This window comes from Streptomyces sp. CB02959 (assembly GCF_002803155.1).
Taxonomy (GTDB): Bacteria; Actinomycetota; Actinomycetes; order Streptomycetales; family Streptomycetaceae; genus Streptomyces.
Genome location: NZ_NNBP01000036.1, coordinates 1 through 16,401 on the forward strand (window position 1 = coordinate 1; position 16,401 = coordinate 16,401).

Here is a 16,401-nt window from a genome sequence, read left to right on the forward strand (position 1 = left end):
AGCCATCAGAAACGACCTAGGCGCCGCGCAGCCCCGCGGCCGCCCGGCCCGCCCCGGCGCGGTTTACGCGGGGAACCGCCGCCCCACCCACCGCCAGGTGGTCTCCAGCAGCAGCGCCGCCACCACCGCGATCGCCACCGCCGCCCACGGCAGCGTCGTGCCCACCAGCCGCAGGGCGAAGAAGTGCTGGAGCCACGGCGTCACCAGGACGATCAGGAAGCCCAGCCCCATCAGGAGGACCAGGCCGATCCGCCACCAGGTGTACGGGCGGGCGATGATCGCCAGCACGTACAGGGCGGTGAGGAAGAGGGTCAGGGTGGCGGCGCTGGTCTGCGCGCCGAGGGCGTCCGGGCCGGTGTAGTAGGAGCGGGCCAGCAGGTAGGTGGCGAACGCGGCGAGGCCGGTGATGAGTCCGGAGGGGACGGCGTAGCGCATCACCCGGCGGACGAAGTGCGGGCGGGCCCGCTCCTTGTTGGGCGCCAGCGCGAGGAAGAAGGCGGGGACGCCGATGGTCAGCGTGGACAGCAGCGTCAGATGCCGGGGCAGGAACGGGTAGGGGATCTGGCAGCAGGCCACCAGGACGGCCAGCAGCACCGAGTAGACGGTCTTGGTGAGGAAGAGAGTGGCGACCCGGGTGATGTTGCCGATCACCCGGCGGCCCTCGGCCACCACCGACGGCAGGGTCGCGAAGCTGTTGTTCAGCAGCACGATCTGGGCCACCGCCCGGGTCGCCTCGGAGCCGGAGCCCATCGCGACGCCGATGTCGGCGTCCTTGAGGGCCAGCACGTCGTTGACGCCGTCACCGGTCATCGCGACGTGGTGGCCGCGGGACTGGAGCACACCCACCATGTCCCGCTTCTGCTGCGGCGTGACCCGCCCGAAGACGGCGCCGCCTTCGAGGGCGCGGGCCATCGCCTCGGGGTCGTCGTGCGGCAGCTGCCGGGCGTCCACGGGGGAGTCGGCGCCGGGCAGCCCCAGCTTGCCGGCGACCGCCCCCACCGACACCGCGTTGTCACCGGAGATCACCTTGGCCTGCACGCCCTGCTCGGCGAAGTACCGCAGGGTGTCGGGGGCGTCCGGGCGGAGCCGCTGCTCCAGGACGACCAGGGCGACGGGCCGCACCTCGCGGACGACGTCGGGGTGGTCCAGCGGCCGGCCGGCGCGGGCCAGCAGCAGTACGCGCAGGCCCTGGGCGTTGAGCCGGTCGATCTCCGGCAGCAGCGGGTCGTCGCCGGACAGCAGTACGTCCGGCGCGCCGAGCAGCCAGGCGGAGGGCTCCCCACCGGGCTCCTCGAAGGCGGCGCCGCTGTACTTGCGGGCGGAGGAGAACGGGAGCGTGCCGGTGCACCGCCAGCCGTCCGGGGCCGGGTAGGCGTCGGCGACGGCCTGGAGGGAGGCGTTGGGGCGCGGGTCGGACGCCCCGAAGGCGCCGAGCACCCGCCGGACGCGGGCCGGTTCGCTGTCGCCCTGCGACGGCAGGGTGCTGTCGCCCAGCGGCCGCAGCTCGCTGACGTCCATGCCGCCCTCGGTGAGGGTGCCGGTCTTGTCCAGGCAGACCACGTCGACCCGGGCCAGGCCCTCGATGGCCGGCAGCTCCTGCACCAGGCACTGCTTGCGGCCGAGCCGGACGACGCCGATGGCGAAGGCGACCGAGGTCAGCAGTACCAGCCCCTCGGGGATCATCGGCACGATCCCGGCGACCATCCGGCGGACCGCGTCGTCGGCCGGCAGTCCCAGGGTCAGCAGGTGGCTGAGGATCAGGCCGAGCGCGGTCGGGATCATCATCCAGGTCACGTACTTGAGGATCCGGCTGATGCCGGTGCGCAGTTCGGAGTGGACCAGGGTGAAGCGGCTGGCCTCCTCGGCGAGCTGCGCCGCGTAGGCCGCCCGGCCCACCTTGGTCGCGGCGAACGCGCCGTTGCCCGCGACCACGAAGCTGCCGGACATCGCCGGGTCGCCGGGCTTCTTCACCACCGGGTCCGCCTCGCCGGTCAGCAGCGACTCGTCGATCTCCAGACCGTCGCTCTCCAGCACCTCGCCGTCGACGATGACCTTGTCGCCGGGGCCGAGTTCGATGACGTCGTCGAGGACCACCTCGGAGGTGGGGACCGCGACGGCGGACCCGTCGCGGCGGACGGTCGGCCGGACCTCGCCGATCAGGGCCAGGCTGTCCAGGGTCTTCTTGGCGCGCAGTTCCTGGATGATGCCGATGCCGGTGTTGGCGACGATGACGAAGCCGAACAGGCCGTCCTGGATCGGGCCGACGATCAGGATGATCACGAAGAGCACGCCGATGATGGCGTTGAACCGGGTGAAGACGTTGGCGCGGACGATGTCCGCGGTGGAGCGGGAGGACCGCGCGGGGACGTCGTTGACCTCGCCCCGGGCGACCCGTTCCGCGACCTCGGCGGCGGTCAGTCCGCCCCGGGCCACCTCCCGGCCGTTCCCGCCGGCGGGCCGGCCGCCGGGCTCCGGTTGCTCGACTTCGGTCTGCGCCGGGTCCGTCATGCCCTAGACGTTACGGGCGTAATGCCCGCTTCACCCGCCGGCGGCCGACAGGAGTGGTGTGGGAGTTCTGTCCGGTCGCGCGGCAACCCCGGGCGCGCGGACGGCGTCCGGTGGCGGGCCGGGGGAGGGCGGCGGAGGGCCGGAGAAGGGGGTGGTCCGGTGGGGCGGAGGTGTCAGGCGGCGTTCGCGGCGTCCGGGGCGGCCGTGGCCGCCGCCCGCTTGATCGCGGCGCCGCGCCTGCGGACGTACCAGATGCCCAGCAGGCCGAGCCCGCCGCCGGCCAGGCAGGTCCATACGAGCCAGGTGTGGCCGTGGTCGGAGTACCAGCCGTAGAAGGGCAGCTGGGCGAGGAAGAGCACGAACCAGATGACGGTGCCGCCGGTGATCGTGCCGACGACGGGACCTTCGAGGGGCGCCGGGGCCTCGCGCAGTTCGGACTTCTTCCACATGGGGGCCAGCTTACGGGGCCGGGGGCGGCGCCGCGCCGGGTCCTTCGGGTGGGCACCCCAGGGGTCTACGCGCGGAGATAGCGATCAACGAATTGTTTATTCATACTGAACCTTTCCGGAACTGACTGGTTCGGATCGTTGATTCCTCCAATCTGATCCCTCCACACTGTTCCCGTCCATTGGTTGCTGTCCCGCCGCCTGTGCGTGTCCCGGCCTTGGGGCAGACCCCGAGGCCGTCGCGCCTGTTCCGGCCCGTACGACTGAGGTCCCGCATGTCGCCCTCGACCCCCTCGCCGGTCGACGCCCTGAAGAGTCCCGGCCCACAGCCGCCCAAGAACGGTCTCGACCGCTTCTTCAAGATCACCGAGCGGGGTTCGACGGTCAGTCGCGAGCTGCGCGGCGGACTGGCCACGTTCTTCGCGATGGCCTACATCGTGGTGCTGAACCCGATCATCCTCGGCGCCGGCGTCGACAAATACGGCCACCATCTGGACAACGGCCAGCTGGTCACCGCCACCGCCCTGATGGCCGGTCTGGGCACGGTCCTGATGGGCGTGATGGGCAACGTCCCGATCGCCGTCGCGGCCGGCCTGGGCATCAACGCCGTGGTCTCGCTCCAGCTCGCGCCCAAGATGAGCTGGCCGGACGCGATGGGCATGGTGGTGCTCGCCGGTCTGGTGCTGATGATCCTGGTCGCCTCCGGGCTGCGGCAGCGGGTGATGGACGCCATCCCGGGCGGGCTGCGGCGGGCCATCGCGATCGGCATCGGCCTGTTCATCTCGCTGGTCGGCCTGGTCGACGCGGGCTTCGTGTCCCGCAACCCGGACGCCGCGCACACCACCGTCCCGCTCAGTCTCGGCCAGGGCGGCCAGCTCAAGGGCTGGCCGGTGCTGGTGTTCGTCCTCGGCCTGGCGCTGATGTTCGTGCTGACCGTCCGGAAGACCCGGGGCGCCATCCTGATCGGCATGGTCACCATGGCCGTCGTCGCGATCATCATCAACGCGGTGGCGACCATCCCGGATGCGGCCTGGGGGCTCGCCGTCCCGAACGTCCCGGACAAGATCGTCGGCGCGCCCGACTTCGGACTCATCGGGCAGATCAGTCTCTTCGGCGGCTTCAAGGAAGTCGGCGTGCTGACCGGCTGCCTCTTCGTCTTCACCGTCCTGCTGTCCGGCTTCTTCGACGCGATGGGCACCATCATCGGCGTCGGCGAGGAGGCCGGGCTGCTGGACAACGAGACCGGCAACCTGCCGAACATGGGGCGGATCCTGATGGTCGACGGCATCGCGGTCGCCGCCGGCGGCTTCGGCTCGGCCTCCGCCAACACCTGCTTCGTGGAGTCCACCGCCGGCGTCGGCGAGGGGGCCCGCACCGGCCTGGCGAACCTGGTCACCGGCGGGCTGTTCCTGCTGGCGCTGATCTTCACGCCGCTGGCCACCGTCGTCCCCTCGCAGGCCGCCACGCCCGCGCTGCTGGTCGTCGGCTTCCTGATCATGGCCTCGAACGTCCGGGACATCGACTGGGGCGACTTCACCGTCGGCATCCCGGCGTTCCTGACCGTCGTCTCGATGCCGTTCACCTACAGCATCACCAACGGCATCGGCATCGGCGTGCTGGCCTTCATCCTGCTGCGGGCGGCGACCGGCCGCTTCAAGGAGATCCCGTGGCTGCTGAACGCGGTCGGGGTCTGCTTCCTCGTCTACTTCCTGCTCAACCCGATCGAGCAGGTGCTCGGGGTTCGCTAGGGCCCCCAGACCTGCAGCCGCTCGGTCTCGTCGACCGAGCTCGACAACCGTTCATCGAAGTCCTCGCGGATGAGCGTCCGGACGACATAGTCCTGGACGCTCATTCCGCGTTTTGCGGCATGCTGCCGAAGGCGCTCCAGCAGCTCCCCGTCGACGCGCAGGCTGAGCACTCTCGATCCCATACCGACACGGTCCCCGCACAACGCGGTCAGGTGTGTCGCTTTCCGCGACGTCCTCACTCGTACGGGTGATGCCGGGGCGGCGCGGAACGGGCTCCGGACCGCCGCTTTCCTTAGAAAGGCTAATGAGCTATGCTAAAGACTATGCCGGAACTGTCCAACGGTGTCGACGTTGACGCCGTGAATTCCCTGCGGTCCGCCGTGATGCGCCTCTCGCGCCGCCTGAAACACCAGCGGGTCGACGAGTCGCTCAGCCCCACCGAGATGTCGGTGCTCGGCACCCTCGCCCGGTGCGGCCGGGCCACGCCCGGCGAGCTGGCCCGCAAGGAGCACGTACAGCCGCCGTCGATGACCCGCATCGTGGCGATGCTGGAGGCCAAGGGACTGGTCCGGCTGGAAGCCCACCCCGACGACCGCCGCCAGAAGGTGGTCACCCAGACCGAACAGGCCGAGGCGATGCTCGAAGAGAGCCGCCGCAAGCGCAACGCGTGGCTCGCCGAGCTGGCCTCCGGGCTGGACGAGGACGAGTGGGCCAAGGTGCGGGACGCCGCGCCGGTTCTGGAGAAACTCGCACAGCTGTAGACCCCTGGCCCAAGGAGGCGAACCCACTTTGAGTACGGGATCCGGAGCACACTCCGCCCCCGCACCGAACTCCCACGACGACACGGTCACCGACGACGCGACCGCGACCACCCCGGGCTCCACCAAGGCCCCCGGTGCCGCCGCAGGAACGGCTGCCGCCGCGACTGCCACCGCCGGCACACCCGCCGGCCACGCCGCCACACCGCGCACGGGCATGTTCAGCTCCCTCCGCATACGCAACTACCGCCTCTTCGCCACCGGCCAGGTGGTCTCCAACACCGGCACCTGGATGCAGCGCATCGCCCAGGACTGGCTGGTGCTCAGCCTCACCGGCTCGTCCGGCGCGGTCGGCATCACCACCGCGCTCCAGTTCCTGCCGATGCTCCTCTTCGGCCTCTACGGCGGCGTCCTCACCGACCGCTTCGCCAAGCGCAAGCTGCTGCTGTGCACCCAGTCCGCGATGGGCCTGACCGGCCTGGCGCTGGCCGGCCTCACGCTCAGCGGCCAGGTCCAGGTCTGGCACGTCTACGCGGGCGCCTTCCTCCTCGGCCTGGTCACGGTCGTCGACAACCCGGCCCGGCAGGCGTTCGTCTCCGAGATGGTCGGCCAGCGCGACCTGCGCAACGCGGTCAGCCTGAACTCCGCCAACTTCCAGTCCGCCCGGCTGATCGGCCCGGCCGTCGCCGGTGTCCTGATCACCGCGTTCGGCAGCGGCTGGGCGTTCCTCTTCAACGGCCTGTCCTTCGTCGCCCCGATCACCGGCCTGTTGATGATGCGCACCGCCGAACTCCACAAGGTGGACCGGGTCCCGCGCAGCAAGGGGCAGCTCCGGGAGGGTCTGGCCTACGTCCGCCAGCACCCCGAACTGATCTGGCCCATCGTCCTGGTCGGCTTCATCGGGACCTTCGGCTTCAACTTCCCGATCTGGCTGACCGCCTTCACCTACAAGGTCTTCCATGCCGGGGCCGGCACGTACGCGCTGTTCAACGGCCTGATGGCGGCCGGTTCGCTGATCGGTGCGCTGCTCGCGGCCCGCCGGGCCGGCTCCCGGCTGCGGATGCTGGTCGGGGCGGCGCTGGTCTTCGGCCTGCTGGAGTGCGTCGCGGCCCTGGCGCCGGGGTTCTGGGTCTTCGCGGCGCTGCTCGCCCCGATCGGCCTGGTCGGCCTGACGATCAACGTCACGGCCAACTCCAGCGTCCAGATGGCCACCGACCCGGCGATGCGCGGCCGGGTGATGAGCCTGTTCATGATGGTCTTCATGGGCGGTACGCCGCTGGGCGCGCCGCTGCTCGGCTGGGTCACCGACGTCTACGGCCCCCGGGTCGGCTTCCTCGCCGGCGGGGTGATCTCCATGGCGGCCGCGGGCCTGGTCGGCCTGGTCCTGGCCCGGGCCGGCGGACTGCGCCTCAAGATCGATCTGCGGCGCGGGCGCCAGCACGTGGCGTTCGTCCCGCGGATGGGCGCCGCCGGTGAGGCGGCGGAGAAGGAGCTGGCACCGGCGGCGTAGCGGTTTGCCGGGCACGGCGGCGGGCGTGGGGCAACACTGGCCCCATGAGACTCTTCGCCGCCGTGCTGCCCCCGGCCCACTCCCTCGGCCAACTGGCTTCGGAAGTGGGCAGGTTGAAGAAGCTCCCGGACGCCGACCGGCTGCGCTGGACCGGTCACGACGGCTGGCACTTCACCCTCGCCTTCTACGGCGAGGTGCCCGAGGACGTCCTGCCCGAGCTGCACGAGCGCCTGGCCCGAGCCGCCCACCGGCACGCCCCCTACGACCTGCGGATCGCCGGCGGCGGCCGGTTCGGCGACCGGGTGGTGTGGGCCGGGGCGGACGGCGACCGGCCCGCCATGCGCCACCTCGCGGACGCCGCCGAGGCGGTCGGCCGCCGGGCGGGCCTGCGGATGGGCGAGCACCGCCCGTACACCCCGCACCTCACCCTCGCCCGGAACCGCACCGGCGGCCTCGACCTCGTCCCGTACGCCGAGGCCCTGGCCGACTTCGAGAGCAGCCCCTGGACGGTCGAGGAGATCGCCCTGGTGCGCAGCCACTCGCCGGCGCCCGGCGTCCCCGGCAGCCAGCCGCGCTACGAGCCGGTGGCGCGGTGGCCGCTGGGGGAGTGAGCCGAACACCCGGGTCGGCGAAGGGCCCGGTTCCGCCCCGGTTACGCTCAAAGGGTGGATCCCAAAACCCGTAACCGGATCATGTCCGGTCTGTTCGCCGTGCTGCTGATCGTCGTCATCGTGGCGGCGGCGCTGCGCTGACCCGAACCGCCCGCCCGGCGCGGGCCGCCGATCGGCCGGGCGGCCCCGTCACCAGGCGAACGCCTCCGGCGACGGCCCCGGCCCGGGGAAGACCTCGTCCAGACCCGTCAGCAGCTCCGCCGGCAGCTCCAGCTCCACCGCGCGCAGTGCCGAGGCGAGCTGGTCGGCGGTGCGCGGACCCACGATCGGGCCGGTCACCCCGGGCCGGCCGAGCAGCCATGCCAGGGCCACCTCGCCCGGCTCCAGGCCGTGCTTGTCGACCAGGTCCTCGTAGGACTGGATCCGGGCCCGGACGGCCGGGTCGGCGAGGGCGTCCGCGGCCCGGCCGGACGCCCGGCGCCCGCCCTCGACCCCCTTCTTGAGCACCCCGCCCAGCAGGCCGCCGTGCAGCGGCGACCAGGGGATGACCCCGAGGCCGTACGCCTGCGCGGCCGGGATGACCTCCATCTCGGCCCGCCGCTCCGCGAGGTTGTACAGGCACTGCTCGCTGACCAGGCCGTACGAACCCCGGCGCGCGGCCGCCTCGTTGGCCTGGGCGAGGTGCCAGCCGGCGTGGTTGGAGGAGCCCGCGTAGAGGATCTTCCCCTGCTGGACGAGGACGTCGACGGCCTGCCAGATCTCGTCCCAGGGCGTGTCCCGGTCGACGTGGTGGAACTGGTACAGGTCGATGTGGTCGGTGCCCAGGCGGGTCAGGCTGGCGTCCACCGCGCGGCGGATGTTGAGCGCGGAGAGCTTGTCGTGGTTGGGCCAGACCGGCTCGCCGTCCGCACTCATGTTGGCGTACACCTTGGTGGCCAGCACGGTCTTGTCCCGCCGGCCGCCGCCCCGCGCGAACCACGAGCCGATGATCTCCTCGGTGCGGCCCTTGTTCGCGCCCCAGCCGTAGGCGTTGGCGGTGTCGAAGAGGTTGATGCCCGCGTCCAGCGCGGCGTCCATGATGCGGTGGCTGTCCGCCTCGTCGGTCTGCGGCCCGAAGTTCATCGTCCCGAGGACGAGGCGGCCGACCTTGAGTCCGGTGCGTCCCAGCTGCGTGTACTCCATGGTCGTCCAGCCAAGCCCTTGGAGCCCGCTCGAAGCAAGCGTCAGGGGGCGTAGTGGTCGCCGACCTCCCACGCCTGGTGCATCGCGTCGGCGAACGCGCCGGCCAGCAGGTGCTCGCCCAGCACCGACGGATGGGTGCCGTCGTAGGTGGCCGTGTCGATCTCCCAGCCCTCCGGTACGGAGGCCAGCAGCAGCGGCGAGCCGGGCGTGGAGAGGTCGGCCACCGCCTTGGCCAGCAACTCGTTGAAGCGCGTGCACTGGGCGCCGAAGTCCGGGTCCATCAGCGTCCGCACATTGGGTATCACCGGCATCAGCACCGCCCGGATGTGCGGCCGGGCCGCCCGGGCGCGGGCCACGAAGTGCCGCACGTTCTCCGCCGTCTGCTCCGGGTCGGTGTAGAACCCGAGGTCGATCAGTCCCAGCGACACCAGCAGGGTGTCGGCCCGGTGCTCCCGCACCGCGTCCTCGATCAGCGGCGCCATGTGCAGCCAGCCCTCGCCCCAGCCGGCGAGGTGGCACTGCGCCTTCTCGGGGAAGTCCGGGTCGGCGTACGCGTGGGAGTCCGCGGTGTCGGTGGCCGGGTCGTGGAGAGTGCGGCGCGGTCCGACGATGCGGTACGGGCCGGCGTACGTCGCGTTGAGGTGCTGCCACATCCGGTAGCGCCACGTGAAGTCGCCGGAGCTGCCGATTGTCATGGAGTCCCCGACGCACATGATCCTCATCCGGACATGATGGCCGAGAACGCTACCGGCAGGTACGTGACGCTGGCCACGCCGCCCCGGGGCGGACGGCCGCCATGGCAGGCTGTGCCCCATGTATCCCGCCGTGCGCCGCCCCAGGAGCCCGCGTCGTCCGCTGCCGTACGCGGCGGGGGTGACGGCCGCGGTGCTCGCGCTGCTGACCGCGGCGGGCGGCCCGGCCGCGGCCGCGGAGCCCGACGGATTCACCCTCACCGACCCCCGGATCACCGAGTCCAGCGGCCTGGCCGCCAGCCGCGCCCACCCCGGCGTCTACTGGACCCACAACGACAGCGACGACGGCCCCTACATCTACGCCGTCGACGCCGCCACCGGCCGGACGGTCGCCACCGTCACCCTGCGCGGCATCGGGGCGCCGCGCGACGTCGAGGCGATCTCGGTCGGCCCGGACGGCCGGGTCTACGTCGGCGACATCGGCGACAACCTCGGCGGCAGCTGGGACCACGTCTGGATCTACCGCTTCCCCGAGCCGGAGCGGCTGCGCGACACCACCGTCACCGCCGAGCAGTTCACCGTCCGGTACGCCGACGGGCCGCGGGACGCCGAGGCGCTGATGGTGCACCCGAAGACCGGCCGGGTCTACCTCGCCAGCAAGAAGCAGGGCGGTGGGGCCGCGCTCTACGAGGGACCGGCCCGGTTGTCCGCCTCCGGGAGCAACACCTTCCGCAAGGTCGCCCCGGTGGACCTGTGGGTGACCGACGGCGCGTTCTCCCCGGACGGCACCCGGCTGGTGCTGCGCGGCTACTTCGGGGCGCGGATGTACCGCTGGCGGGACGGCCGCCCGGAGGACCTCGGCGGGGTGGCGGTGCCGCTGCAGCGGCAGGGCGAGTCGGTCAGCTTCACCCGCGACGGCCGCACGCTGATGTACGGGTCGGAGGGGCGCGGCAGCCAGGTCGAGCCGGTGGCGCTCAGCGGGGAGCAACTCCCCGACACGGCCCGGCGGGACGACGGCGCGGCCCACGGGGACGCGTCCGGCGGGGACGCGCCGGGCGGGCGGTCCGGCGACCAGGCGCCCAGTTACGGCAAGGGGGCGCTGGTGCTGGCGGGCGCGACGGCACTGGTCCTGGCCCTCCGGAGCCTGCTGCGGCGGGGCCGCCGCTAGGGGCCCCGTCGGTCCGTCGACCGGTGCGGGGCCCTGCCGTCGCGGCTACCCCGCCGGCGCGTCCTCGACCGGCCGCAGCTCGTAGTGGAGCGTGCGCTCCCGCCGCAGCCGGTGGACGAGCGGCACCACCAGCCCGTGGATCAGCGGGTACTTCCGCGTCAACGACCTTTCGGCGCGCCGGTATTCGCGGGTGGTCGGGTCGAGCAGCCGGGCCCGGGCCCGGACGGCGGGGCCGGTGGGCTTCCCGCGCCAGGTCGAGGCGCAGAACTCCACCTCGGGGAAGTTCCGCATCCGTCTGACCTTCCAGGCGCTGCCGAAGGTGCGGAAGTAGGCGTGGTCGCCGTCCACCGCGAGGTTGACCGGGGTGCCGACGCCGGTGCCGTCCTTCTTGTAGGTGGTCAGCAGGATCGTCCCCTGTCGTTCGAAGGGGGCCAGGCCGGGGCTGGGAGGGGTCCGCATGGCTCCATGGAGGCACATCCGGCCCGTTTCGTCACGTCTCGTCGCGGTGCGTCCCGTGCGGCGGCCGCTCGCCGTGCGTCCGTTCGGGGGCGCGGTCGGGGGAGCCGGGGCGAGGCCGGGCTCCGGGCCCCGGCCGGGGCGGCCGCCGGTGCCCGAGCCGCCGACGCCGCGCCCCCACGAGGCGTTTGGTGCCCGAACTGCGCTGTCAGTGGCGGCAGTTACGGTTCCCGCATGACGAACGCCGACGTCCACGAGGACGCCACGCACGGCCACGACGACGCCCCCGACCCGCAGGAGGAGGTGACGCCCTGGCGGCACAGCGACGTCAACCTCACCCTGCTCTTCCCGCCGTTCCCCGACCCGGCCGCCGCCGAGCGCCGGCCGCTGCCCCCGCACGACCCGGTGCGGGCCCGCCGGGTCGTCGAGGAGCTGGGCACCGTCGCCGAGGTCCTGGAGCGGCTGCCGGACCGCCCCGTCGGGGACCTGGCGTGGCCGGAGGTGCGCGCCGACCTCGACTTCGTCTCGGTCGGCTGCTGGGGCAACGTCGTGGCGGTCTTCGAACCGGCCCTGGGCAGCGACCTGCTCTGCGAGGCGATGACCGCAGAGGTCGCGCGGCAGCGCGAACGGCACCCGGAGGCCCGCATCGTCGGGTCGGTCGAGCTCGACTACGGCAACAGCTACCTGGAGGACCACGTGGTCCTGCCCACCGGCGAGGAGGTGTTCGCCGGCGGGTGGGACTGCGACGACGAGGAAGGCTGGAGCTTCGTCGGCGACCCGGAGGGCCTGCTGCGCGCGCTCGGCATCGGGCGTGAGGAGGCGGCGGAGGCGGGCTTCGACCTCGACGACGAGCCCCGCGACCGCGTCTGGTCCGACCTCGGCCTGCTGGCCCTCGGGCTGCACGGCCCGCTCGCCGGCGGCGGGGTCGAGCACCGGCGGGTCTCCACCTTCCGCGTCCGCCGGTCGGAGGTGGGCGCGGGCAACCTCGACGACGTGTGGCTCCGGCGGTTCTAGCGGACGCGGCGGTTCCGGTGGATCCGGCCGTTCCGGCGGACCCGGTACGCGGACGGGCCCCGGCGGTGCTGCTGCCCGCCGGGGCCCGTCCGGGTGTGTCGCCGGGGTGCCGTTACAGCTGGCCGATCACGTAGTCGATGCAGGCCGTCAGCGCCTGGACGTCCGCCGGGTCGATCGCCGGGAACATCGCGATCCGCAGCTGGTTGCGGCCGAGCTTGCGGTACGGCTCGGTGTCGACGATGCCGTTGGCGCGCAGCGCCTTGGCGATCGCCGCCGCGTCGATGTCGTCGTTGAAGTCGATCGTGCCGATGACCTGCGAGCGCTTCGCCGGGTCGGTGACGAACGGGGTGGCGTACTTGGAGTCCTCGGCCCAGCCGTAGAGGGCGCCCGAGGAGGCGGCGGTGCGGCCGACCGCCCAGTCCAGGCCGCCCTGGCCGTTGATCCACTCCAGCTGCTCGTTGAGCAGGAAGAGGGTGGCGAGGGAGGGGGTGTTGTACGTCTGGTTCTTCAGGGAGTTGTCGATCGCCGTGGGGAGCGAGAAGAACTCCGGGACGTGGCGGCCGGACGCGTGGACGGCGCGGGCGCGCTCCAGGGCGGCCGGGGAGAAGACGCCGAGCCACAGACCGCCGTCCGAGGCGAAGGACTTCTGGGGCGCGAAGTAGTAGACGTCGGTCTGGGTGATGTCCACCGGGAGACCGCCGGCGCCGGAGGTGGCGTCGACCAGCACCAGGGAGCCCTCGTCGGCGCCGGCCACCCGCTGGATCGGGGCCGCGACACCGGTCGAGGTCTCGTTGTGGGTGAAGGCGTAGACGTCCACGCCCGCCTCGGCGACCGGCTCCGGGTGGGTGCCCGGGTCGGCGGAGATGACGGTGGGCTCGGCGAGCCACGGCGCCAGCTTGGCGGCCTTGGCGAACTTCGAGGAGAACTCGCCGAAGGAGAGGTGCTGCGACTTGTTCTCGATCAGGCCGTGCGTCGCGACGTCCCAGAACGCGGTGGAACCGCCGTTGCCGAGGACGACCTCGTAGCCCTCGGGGAGCTGGAAGAGGTCGCGCACGCCCTGCCGCACCTTGCCGACCAGGTTCTTGACCGGGGCCTGGCGGTGGGAGGTGCCGAGCAGCGAGGTACCGGTGGCGGCCAGCGCGTCGAGCGCCTCCGTACGCACCTTGGAGGGGCCCGCGCCGAAGCGTCCGTCGGCGGGCTTGAGGTCAGCGGGGATCTCGATATCAGCCACGGGGGAAGCCTAAGGGGTCGCGCGGGGGTCGGGTGGAGCGTCCAGCGGGTGAGATGACCTGCGGTCGGAGTGTGGACACGGGACGTCACAGGCGCCTCACGGGTACCGCACGCCGGACGGGCGCGGGGGCGGCTACGCGCCGTCCGCCGCGCCGTCCGCCGTGCCGTCCGCCGCATAGAGGCCGGTGAGCGCCGCCGCGGCGTCGGCCAGCACCCGGCGGGCCTCGGGCGGGTCCAGCACCTCCAGCGAGTCACCGAACTGGAGCAGTTGGCGGACGGCGGAGAGCACCGGATAGCCGAGCTCCAGGACCGCCCACCCGTCCGCGGCTCCGGCCGCGTGGCGTGGCCCGCCGTCCCCGCCAGCCCCCTCTTCCCCGTCCGCCGCGTCGCCCGTCCGCGGGGGCCCGGTCAGCGCGCCGCCCAGGATCCGCACCGCCAGGTCCAACCGCTCCCGGCGGATCCGGGCGGTCACCCGCACCGGCGCCGGCCGCTCCTCCACCTGCCGCCGCAGCTGCGCCCAGACCTCCGCCAGCTCCGCGCCCGGCCGCCGCCGCACCGGGGCGTCGGTGACGGCCGCCGACGCGACCCGGTCGGCCCGGAACAGCTGCGGCCGGCCGCGTCGGTCGGCGACCAGGTACCAGGTCCCGGCCTTGGCGACCAGCCCGTACGGGTCGACGGTGTAGGTGCGCAGCCGGGTCTCGCCGCTGTGCCGGTAGCGGATCCGCAGCCGCCGGTCGGTGAAGACGGCGGTCTGCAGCTCGTCCAGGTCCACCGCCGGGCGGGGGCCGCCGAGCCAGCGGTCGGGGTCCACCAGGATGCGCCGGCCGGCGAGTTCGGCGGCCGGGCGGTGCGGGGCCGGCAGCGCCGCCATCACCTTGCGCAGCGCCGAACCCAGCGCGCCGTCCAGGCCGAGCGCCTGGTGCGCGCCCTGCGCGGCCAGGATGAACAGCGCCCGGGCCTCGTCGGTGGTCAGCCCCGTGACGTCGGTGCGGAAGCCGGGGAGCAGCGCGATCCCGCCGTGCCGGCCGCGTTCCGCGTAGACCGGCACTCCGGACGCCGACAGTGCCTCGACGTCCCGGTAGACGGTGCGGGTGGAGACCTCCAGGCGCGCGGCCAGTTCGCTCGCCGGGACCCGGCCGCGGGTCTGGAGGAGCAGCAGGATCGAGAGCAGACGGTCGGCCTTCACCCCCGGTTTATATCCCGCCGCCGAACTCCTTTTTAAATATGACGGCCGATGTCAAGTTATGGGCCGAGAGTGCGACGCATGACGACGACCGAAGCACTCGCCCCCCTCTCCCGCCCCGCCGCCACCCCGCTCGCCCCGGAGGCGGTGGCGGACCTCGTACGGCAGGTCCGCGGGCCGGTGTTCCGCCCCGGTGACGAGGGCTACGACGCCGAGCGGTCCGGTTTCCAGGCCGGCTACCGGCACCGCCCCGCCGTCATCGTCGGCGCGGCGGACGCCGCCGACGTGGCCGCCGCGGTCGGCTTCGCCCGCGCCCAGCAGCTGCCGGTCGCCGTCCAGGTCACCGGGCACGGCCTCTCGACCGCCACCGACGGCGGACTGCTGATCAGCACGCGGCGGATGACCGACGTCACCGTGGACCCCGCGGCGGGCACCGCAACGGTCGCCGCGGGCGTCGTCTGGGGCCAGGTCGTCGCGGCCGCCGCCCCGCACGGGCTCGCCCCGCTCAACGGCTCCTCGCCCGGCGTAGGCGTGGTCTCGTACACCCTCGGGGGCGGGGTCGGGGTGCTGGCCCGCACCTACGGGTTCGCCGCCGACCACGTCCGGGCCGTCGAGCTGGTCACCGCCGACGCGCGCCGGGTCCGGGTCACCGCCGAGACCGACCCGGACCTCTTCTGGGGGCTGCTCGGCGGCGGACACGGCCTCGGCGTGGTCACCGGCATGGAGTTCGGGCTGATGCCGGTGGCCCGGCTCTACGGCGGGCAACTCGTCTTCGGCGCCGAGCAGATCGACGACGCGCTCGCCGCGTACCTGCGCTGGACCGAGACCGTCCCCGACACCCTGACCTCCTCGCTCGCCCTGATCGTCTACCCGGACCTGCCGCAGCTGCCGGCCCCGCTGCGCGGCCGCCACCTGCTCCAGATCCGGATCGCGTACACCGGTTCCGCGGAGGAGGGCGCGCGCCTGGTGGCGCCGCTGCGCGCGGTCGGCCCGGTGGTCGGCGACGACCTGCGCGAGATGCCCTACGAGGAGTCCCACACCATCCACCGAGACCCCAGCGACCCGCACTCCTACAACGGCGACAACGCGCTGCTCGACGGCCTGGACGCGGCGGCACTGCAACGGGTGGCGGCACTGACCGGGCCGGCCGCGCCGCTGATGGTGGTGGTCCAGCTCAACCACCTGGGCGGGGCGCTGGCGACCGGCTCCACCGGCGGCGGGGCCGGGGCGGTGGGCCACCGGGACGCCCGGTTCGCGCTGCGGGTGCTGTCCCCGCTGGGCGACGCCGCCCCCGAAGACGACCTGGCGACCGCACGGGAGGTGCACGCGGCGGCGCTGGCGGCGGTCGAGCCCTGGCGGATCGGACGGAGCGTCAACTTCCTACTGGGCGAGCAGCGGGGGCGGGCGGACGCGGCGGAGGTGGCCCGCAGCACCCACGGGACGGCGGCCCGGTCCCGGCTGGCGGACCTCAAGGCCACGCACGACCCGGAGAACGTCTTCCGCTTCCACCCGTACGAGGCGTGAGCCCGCTGCGTGAGCCGTGTACGCCTGATGCCCGTACGGGCGGCGCCCGTTCGCCTGCCGCGCGTCCGCCGTCCGGCCGAACGGCCGCCGCCCGTAGGGCTAGCTGAAGACGGCCGCCAGCACGATCAGCGCCACGAGGATGGCGAGGGTCTCCCACCGCGCCGCGCGGCGCAGGGTGTCCAGCGACGGCAGGCTGCCGGACGACCGGTGCGGCTGCCAGGGGGAGGAATCGTCCGACGAGTGGTGGGAGGTGTGGTGGGCCGTGTGGTGCGAGGTGCCACCGGACGCGTCGTCGCTCATGCGTTCCATGCTAGGCGGCGACACCGTTGTCCACAGCCCTTGCCCCGACCCCTCCCCCCGAGGGCAGTCTG

Annotated in this window: 16 protein-coding genes; 7 read left to right on the forward strand and 9 right to left on the reverse strand. The window is 73.1% G+C overall.

Annotation, left to right across the window (positions count from 1 at the left end):
• Window positions 1–63 precede the first annotated feature (63 nt).
• Both CG747_RS39590 and CG747_RS39595 read right to left on the reverse strand, forming a co-directional pair.
• Entirely contained in the window at window positions 64–2,508 is a 2,445-nt protein-coding gene (locus tag CG747_RS39590) for a cation-translocating P-type ATPase (protein ID WP_100606732.1), read from the reverse strand.
• 173 nt (window positions 2,509–2,681) lie between these two features.
• Entirely contained in the window at window positions 2,682–2,957 is a 276-nt protein-coding gene (locus CG747_RS39595) for a DUF2530 domain-containing protein (protein WP_100606733.1), read from the reverse strand.
• 272 nt (window positions 2,958–3,229) lie between these two features.
• Here CG747_RS39595 and CG747_RS39600 point away from each other — a divergent pair, with 272 nt between their 5' ends.
• Window positions 3,230–4,702, forward strand: coding sequence for an NCS2 family permease (locus tag CG747_RS39600; RefSeq protein WP_100606734.1), 1,473 nt, complete (start codon window positions 3,230–3,232; stop codon window positions 4,700–4,702).
• Here CG747_RS39600 and CG747_RS39605 read toward each other — a convergent pair.
• Complete coding sequence (locus CG747_RS39605; protein WP_100606735.1) at window positions 4,699–4,884, reverse strand: ribbon-helix-helix protein, CopG family; 186 nt, start codon at window positions 4,882–4,884, stop codon at window positions 4,699–4,701. The two genes, CG747_RS39600 and CG747_RS39605, sit on opposite strands and share 4 nt — an antisense overlap.
• A 141-nt stretch (window positions 4,885–5,025) precedes the next feature.
• Here CG747_RS39605 and CG747_RS39610 point away from each other — a divergent pair, with 141 nt between their 5' ends.
• Genes CG747_RS39610 through thpR form a run of 3 tightly spaced genes read left to right on the forward strand, consistent with a single transcriptional unit; the run spans window position 5,026 to window position 7,581 of the window.
• A complete protein-coding gene (locus CG747_RS39610) occupies window positions 5,026–5,463 on the forward strand; it encodes a MarR family winged helix-turn-helix transcriptional regulator (RefSeq protein ID WP_100606736.1) in 438 nt (145 codons plus the stop codon).
• Window positions 5,464–5,491: 28 nt separating this feature from the next.
• The gene (locus tag CG747_RS39615; protein WP_100606737.1) at window positions 5,492–6,970 is read left to right on the forward strand and encodes an MFS transporter; all 1,479 of its coding nucleotides are present in this window, start codon (window positions 5,492–5,494) and stop codon (window positions 6,968–6,970) included.
• A 44-nt stretch (window positions 6,971–7,014) separates the two neighbouring features.
• Window positions 7,015–7,581 carry an RNA 2',3'-cyclic phosphodiesterase gene (gene thpR / locus CG747_RS39620; protein WP_100606738.1) on the forward strand — a complete coding sequence of 189 codons (567 nt, stop codon included), beginning with the start codon at window positions 7,015–7,017 and terminating at the stop codon, window positions 7,579–7,581.
• A 189-nt stretch (window positions 7,582–7,770) separates the two neighbouring features.
• Here thpR and CG747_RS39625 read toward each other — a convergent pair whose 3' ends face one another.
• Window positions 7,771–8,763 (reverse strand): aldo/keto reductase, encoded by a 993-nt coding sequence (locus CG747_RS39625; RefSeq protein WP_100606739.1) that lies wholly within the window; start codon window positions 8,761–8,763, stop codon window positions 7,771–7,773.
• Window positions 8,764–8,804: 41 nt separating this feature from the next.
• Complete coding sequence (locus CG747_RS39630) at window positions 8,805–9,476, reverse strand: GDSL-type esterase/lipase family protein (protein ID WP_100606740.1); 672 nt, start codon at window positions 9,474–9,476, stop codon at window positions 8,805–8,807.
• 100 nt (window positions 9,477–9,576) lie between these two features.
• On the opposite strand from CG747_RS39630, the gene CG747_RS39635 reads away from it, so the two are divergent.
• Entirely contained in the window at window positions 9,577–10,623 is a 1,047-nt protein-coding gene (locus CG747_RS39635) for an esterase-like activity of phytase family protein (protein ID WP_257981039.1), read from the forward strand.
• A gap of 45 nt (window positions 10,624–10,668) precedes the next feature.
• Here the strand turns inward: CG747_RS39635 and CG747_RS39640 are convergent, their stop codons facing one another.
• Window positions 10,669–11,082: a PPOX class F420-dependent oxidoreductase gene (locus CG747_RS39640; RefSeq protein WP_100606742.1), complete on the reverse strand. Its 414-nt coding sequence runs from the start codon at window positions 11,080–11,082 to the stop codon at window positions 10,669–10,671.
• A gap of 231 nt (window positions 11,083–11,313) precedes the next feature.
• Here CG747_RS39640 and CG747_RS39650 point away from each other — a divergent pair, with 231 nt between their 5' ends.
• A complete protein-coding gene (locus CG747_RS39650; protein ID WP_100606744.1) occupies window positions 11,314–12,093 on the forward strand; it encodes a DUF6333 family protein in 780 nt (259 codons plus the stop codon).
• Between the two features lie 112 nt (window positions 12,094–12,205).
• Here CG747_RS39650 and serC read toward each other — a convergent pair whose 3' ends face one another.
• Together serC and CG747_RS39660 are read right to left on the reverse strand one after the other, a co-directional pair.
• Window positions 12,206–13,324, reverse strand: coding sequence for a phosphoserine transaminase (serC, locus tag CG747_RS39655; protein WP_100606745.1), 1,119 nt, complete (start codon window positions 13,322–13,324; stop codon window positions 12,206–12,208).
• A 132-nt stretch (window positions 13,325–13,456) separates the two neighbouring features.
• The gene (locus CG747_RS39660) at window positions 13,457–14,509 is read right to left on the reverse strand and encodes a YafY family protein (protein ID WP_100606746.1); all 1,053 of its coding nucleotides are present in this window, start codon (window positions 14,507–14,509) and stop codon (window positions 13,457–13,459) included.
• 78 nt (window positions 14,510–14,587) lie between these two features.
• On the opposite strand from CG747_RS39660, the gene CG747_RS39665 reads away from it, so the two are divergent.
• Window positions 14,588–16,030, forward strand: coding sequence for an FAD-binding oxidoreductase (locus tag CG747_RS39665; protein ID WP_100606747.1), 1,443 nt, complete (start codon window positions 14,588–14,590; stop codon window positions 16,028–16,030).
• 99 nt (window positions 16,031–16,129) lie between these two features.
• Here the strand turns inward: CG747_RS39665 and CG747_RS39670 are convergent, their stop codons facing one another.
• Window positions 16,130–16,330: a hypothetical protein gene (locus CG747_RS39670; protein WP_100606748.1), complete on the reverse strand. Its 201-nt coding sequence runs from the start codon at window positions 16,328–16,330 to the stop codon at window positions 16,130–16,132.
• Window positions 16,331–16,401 lie beyond the last annotated feature (71 nt).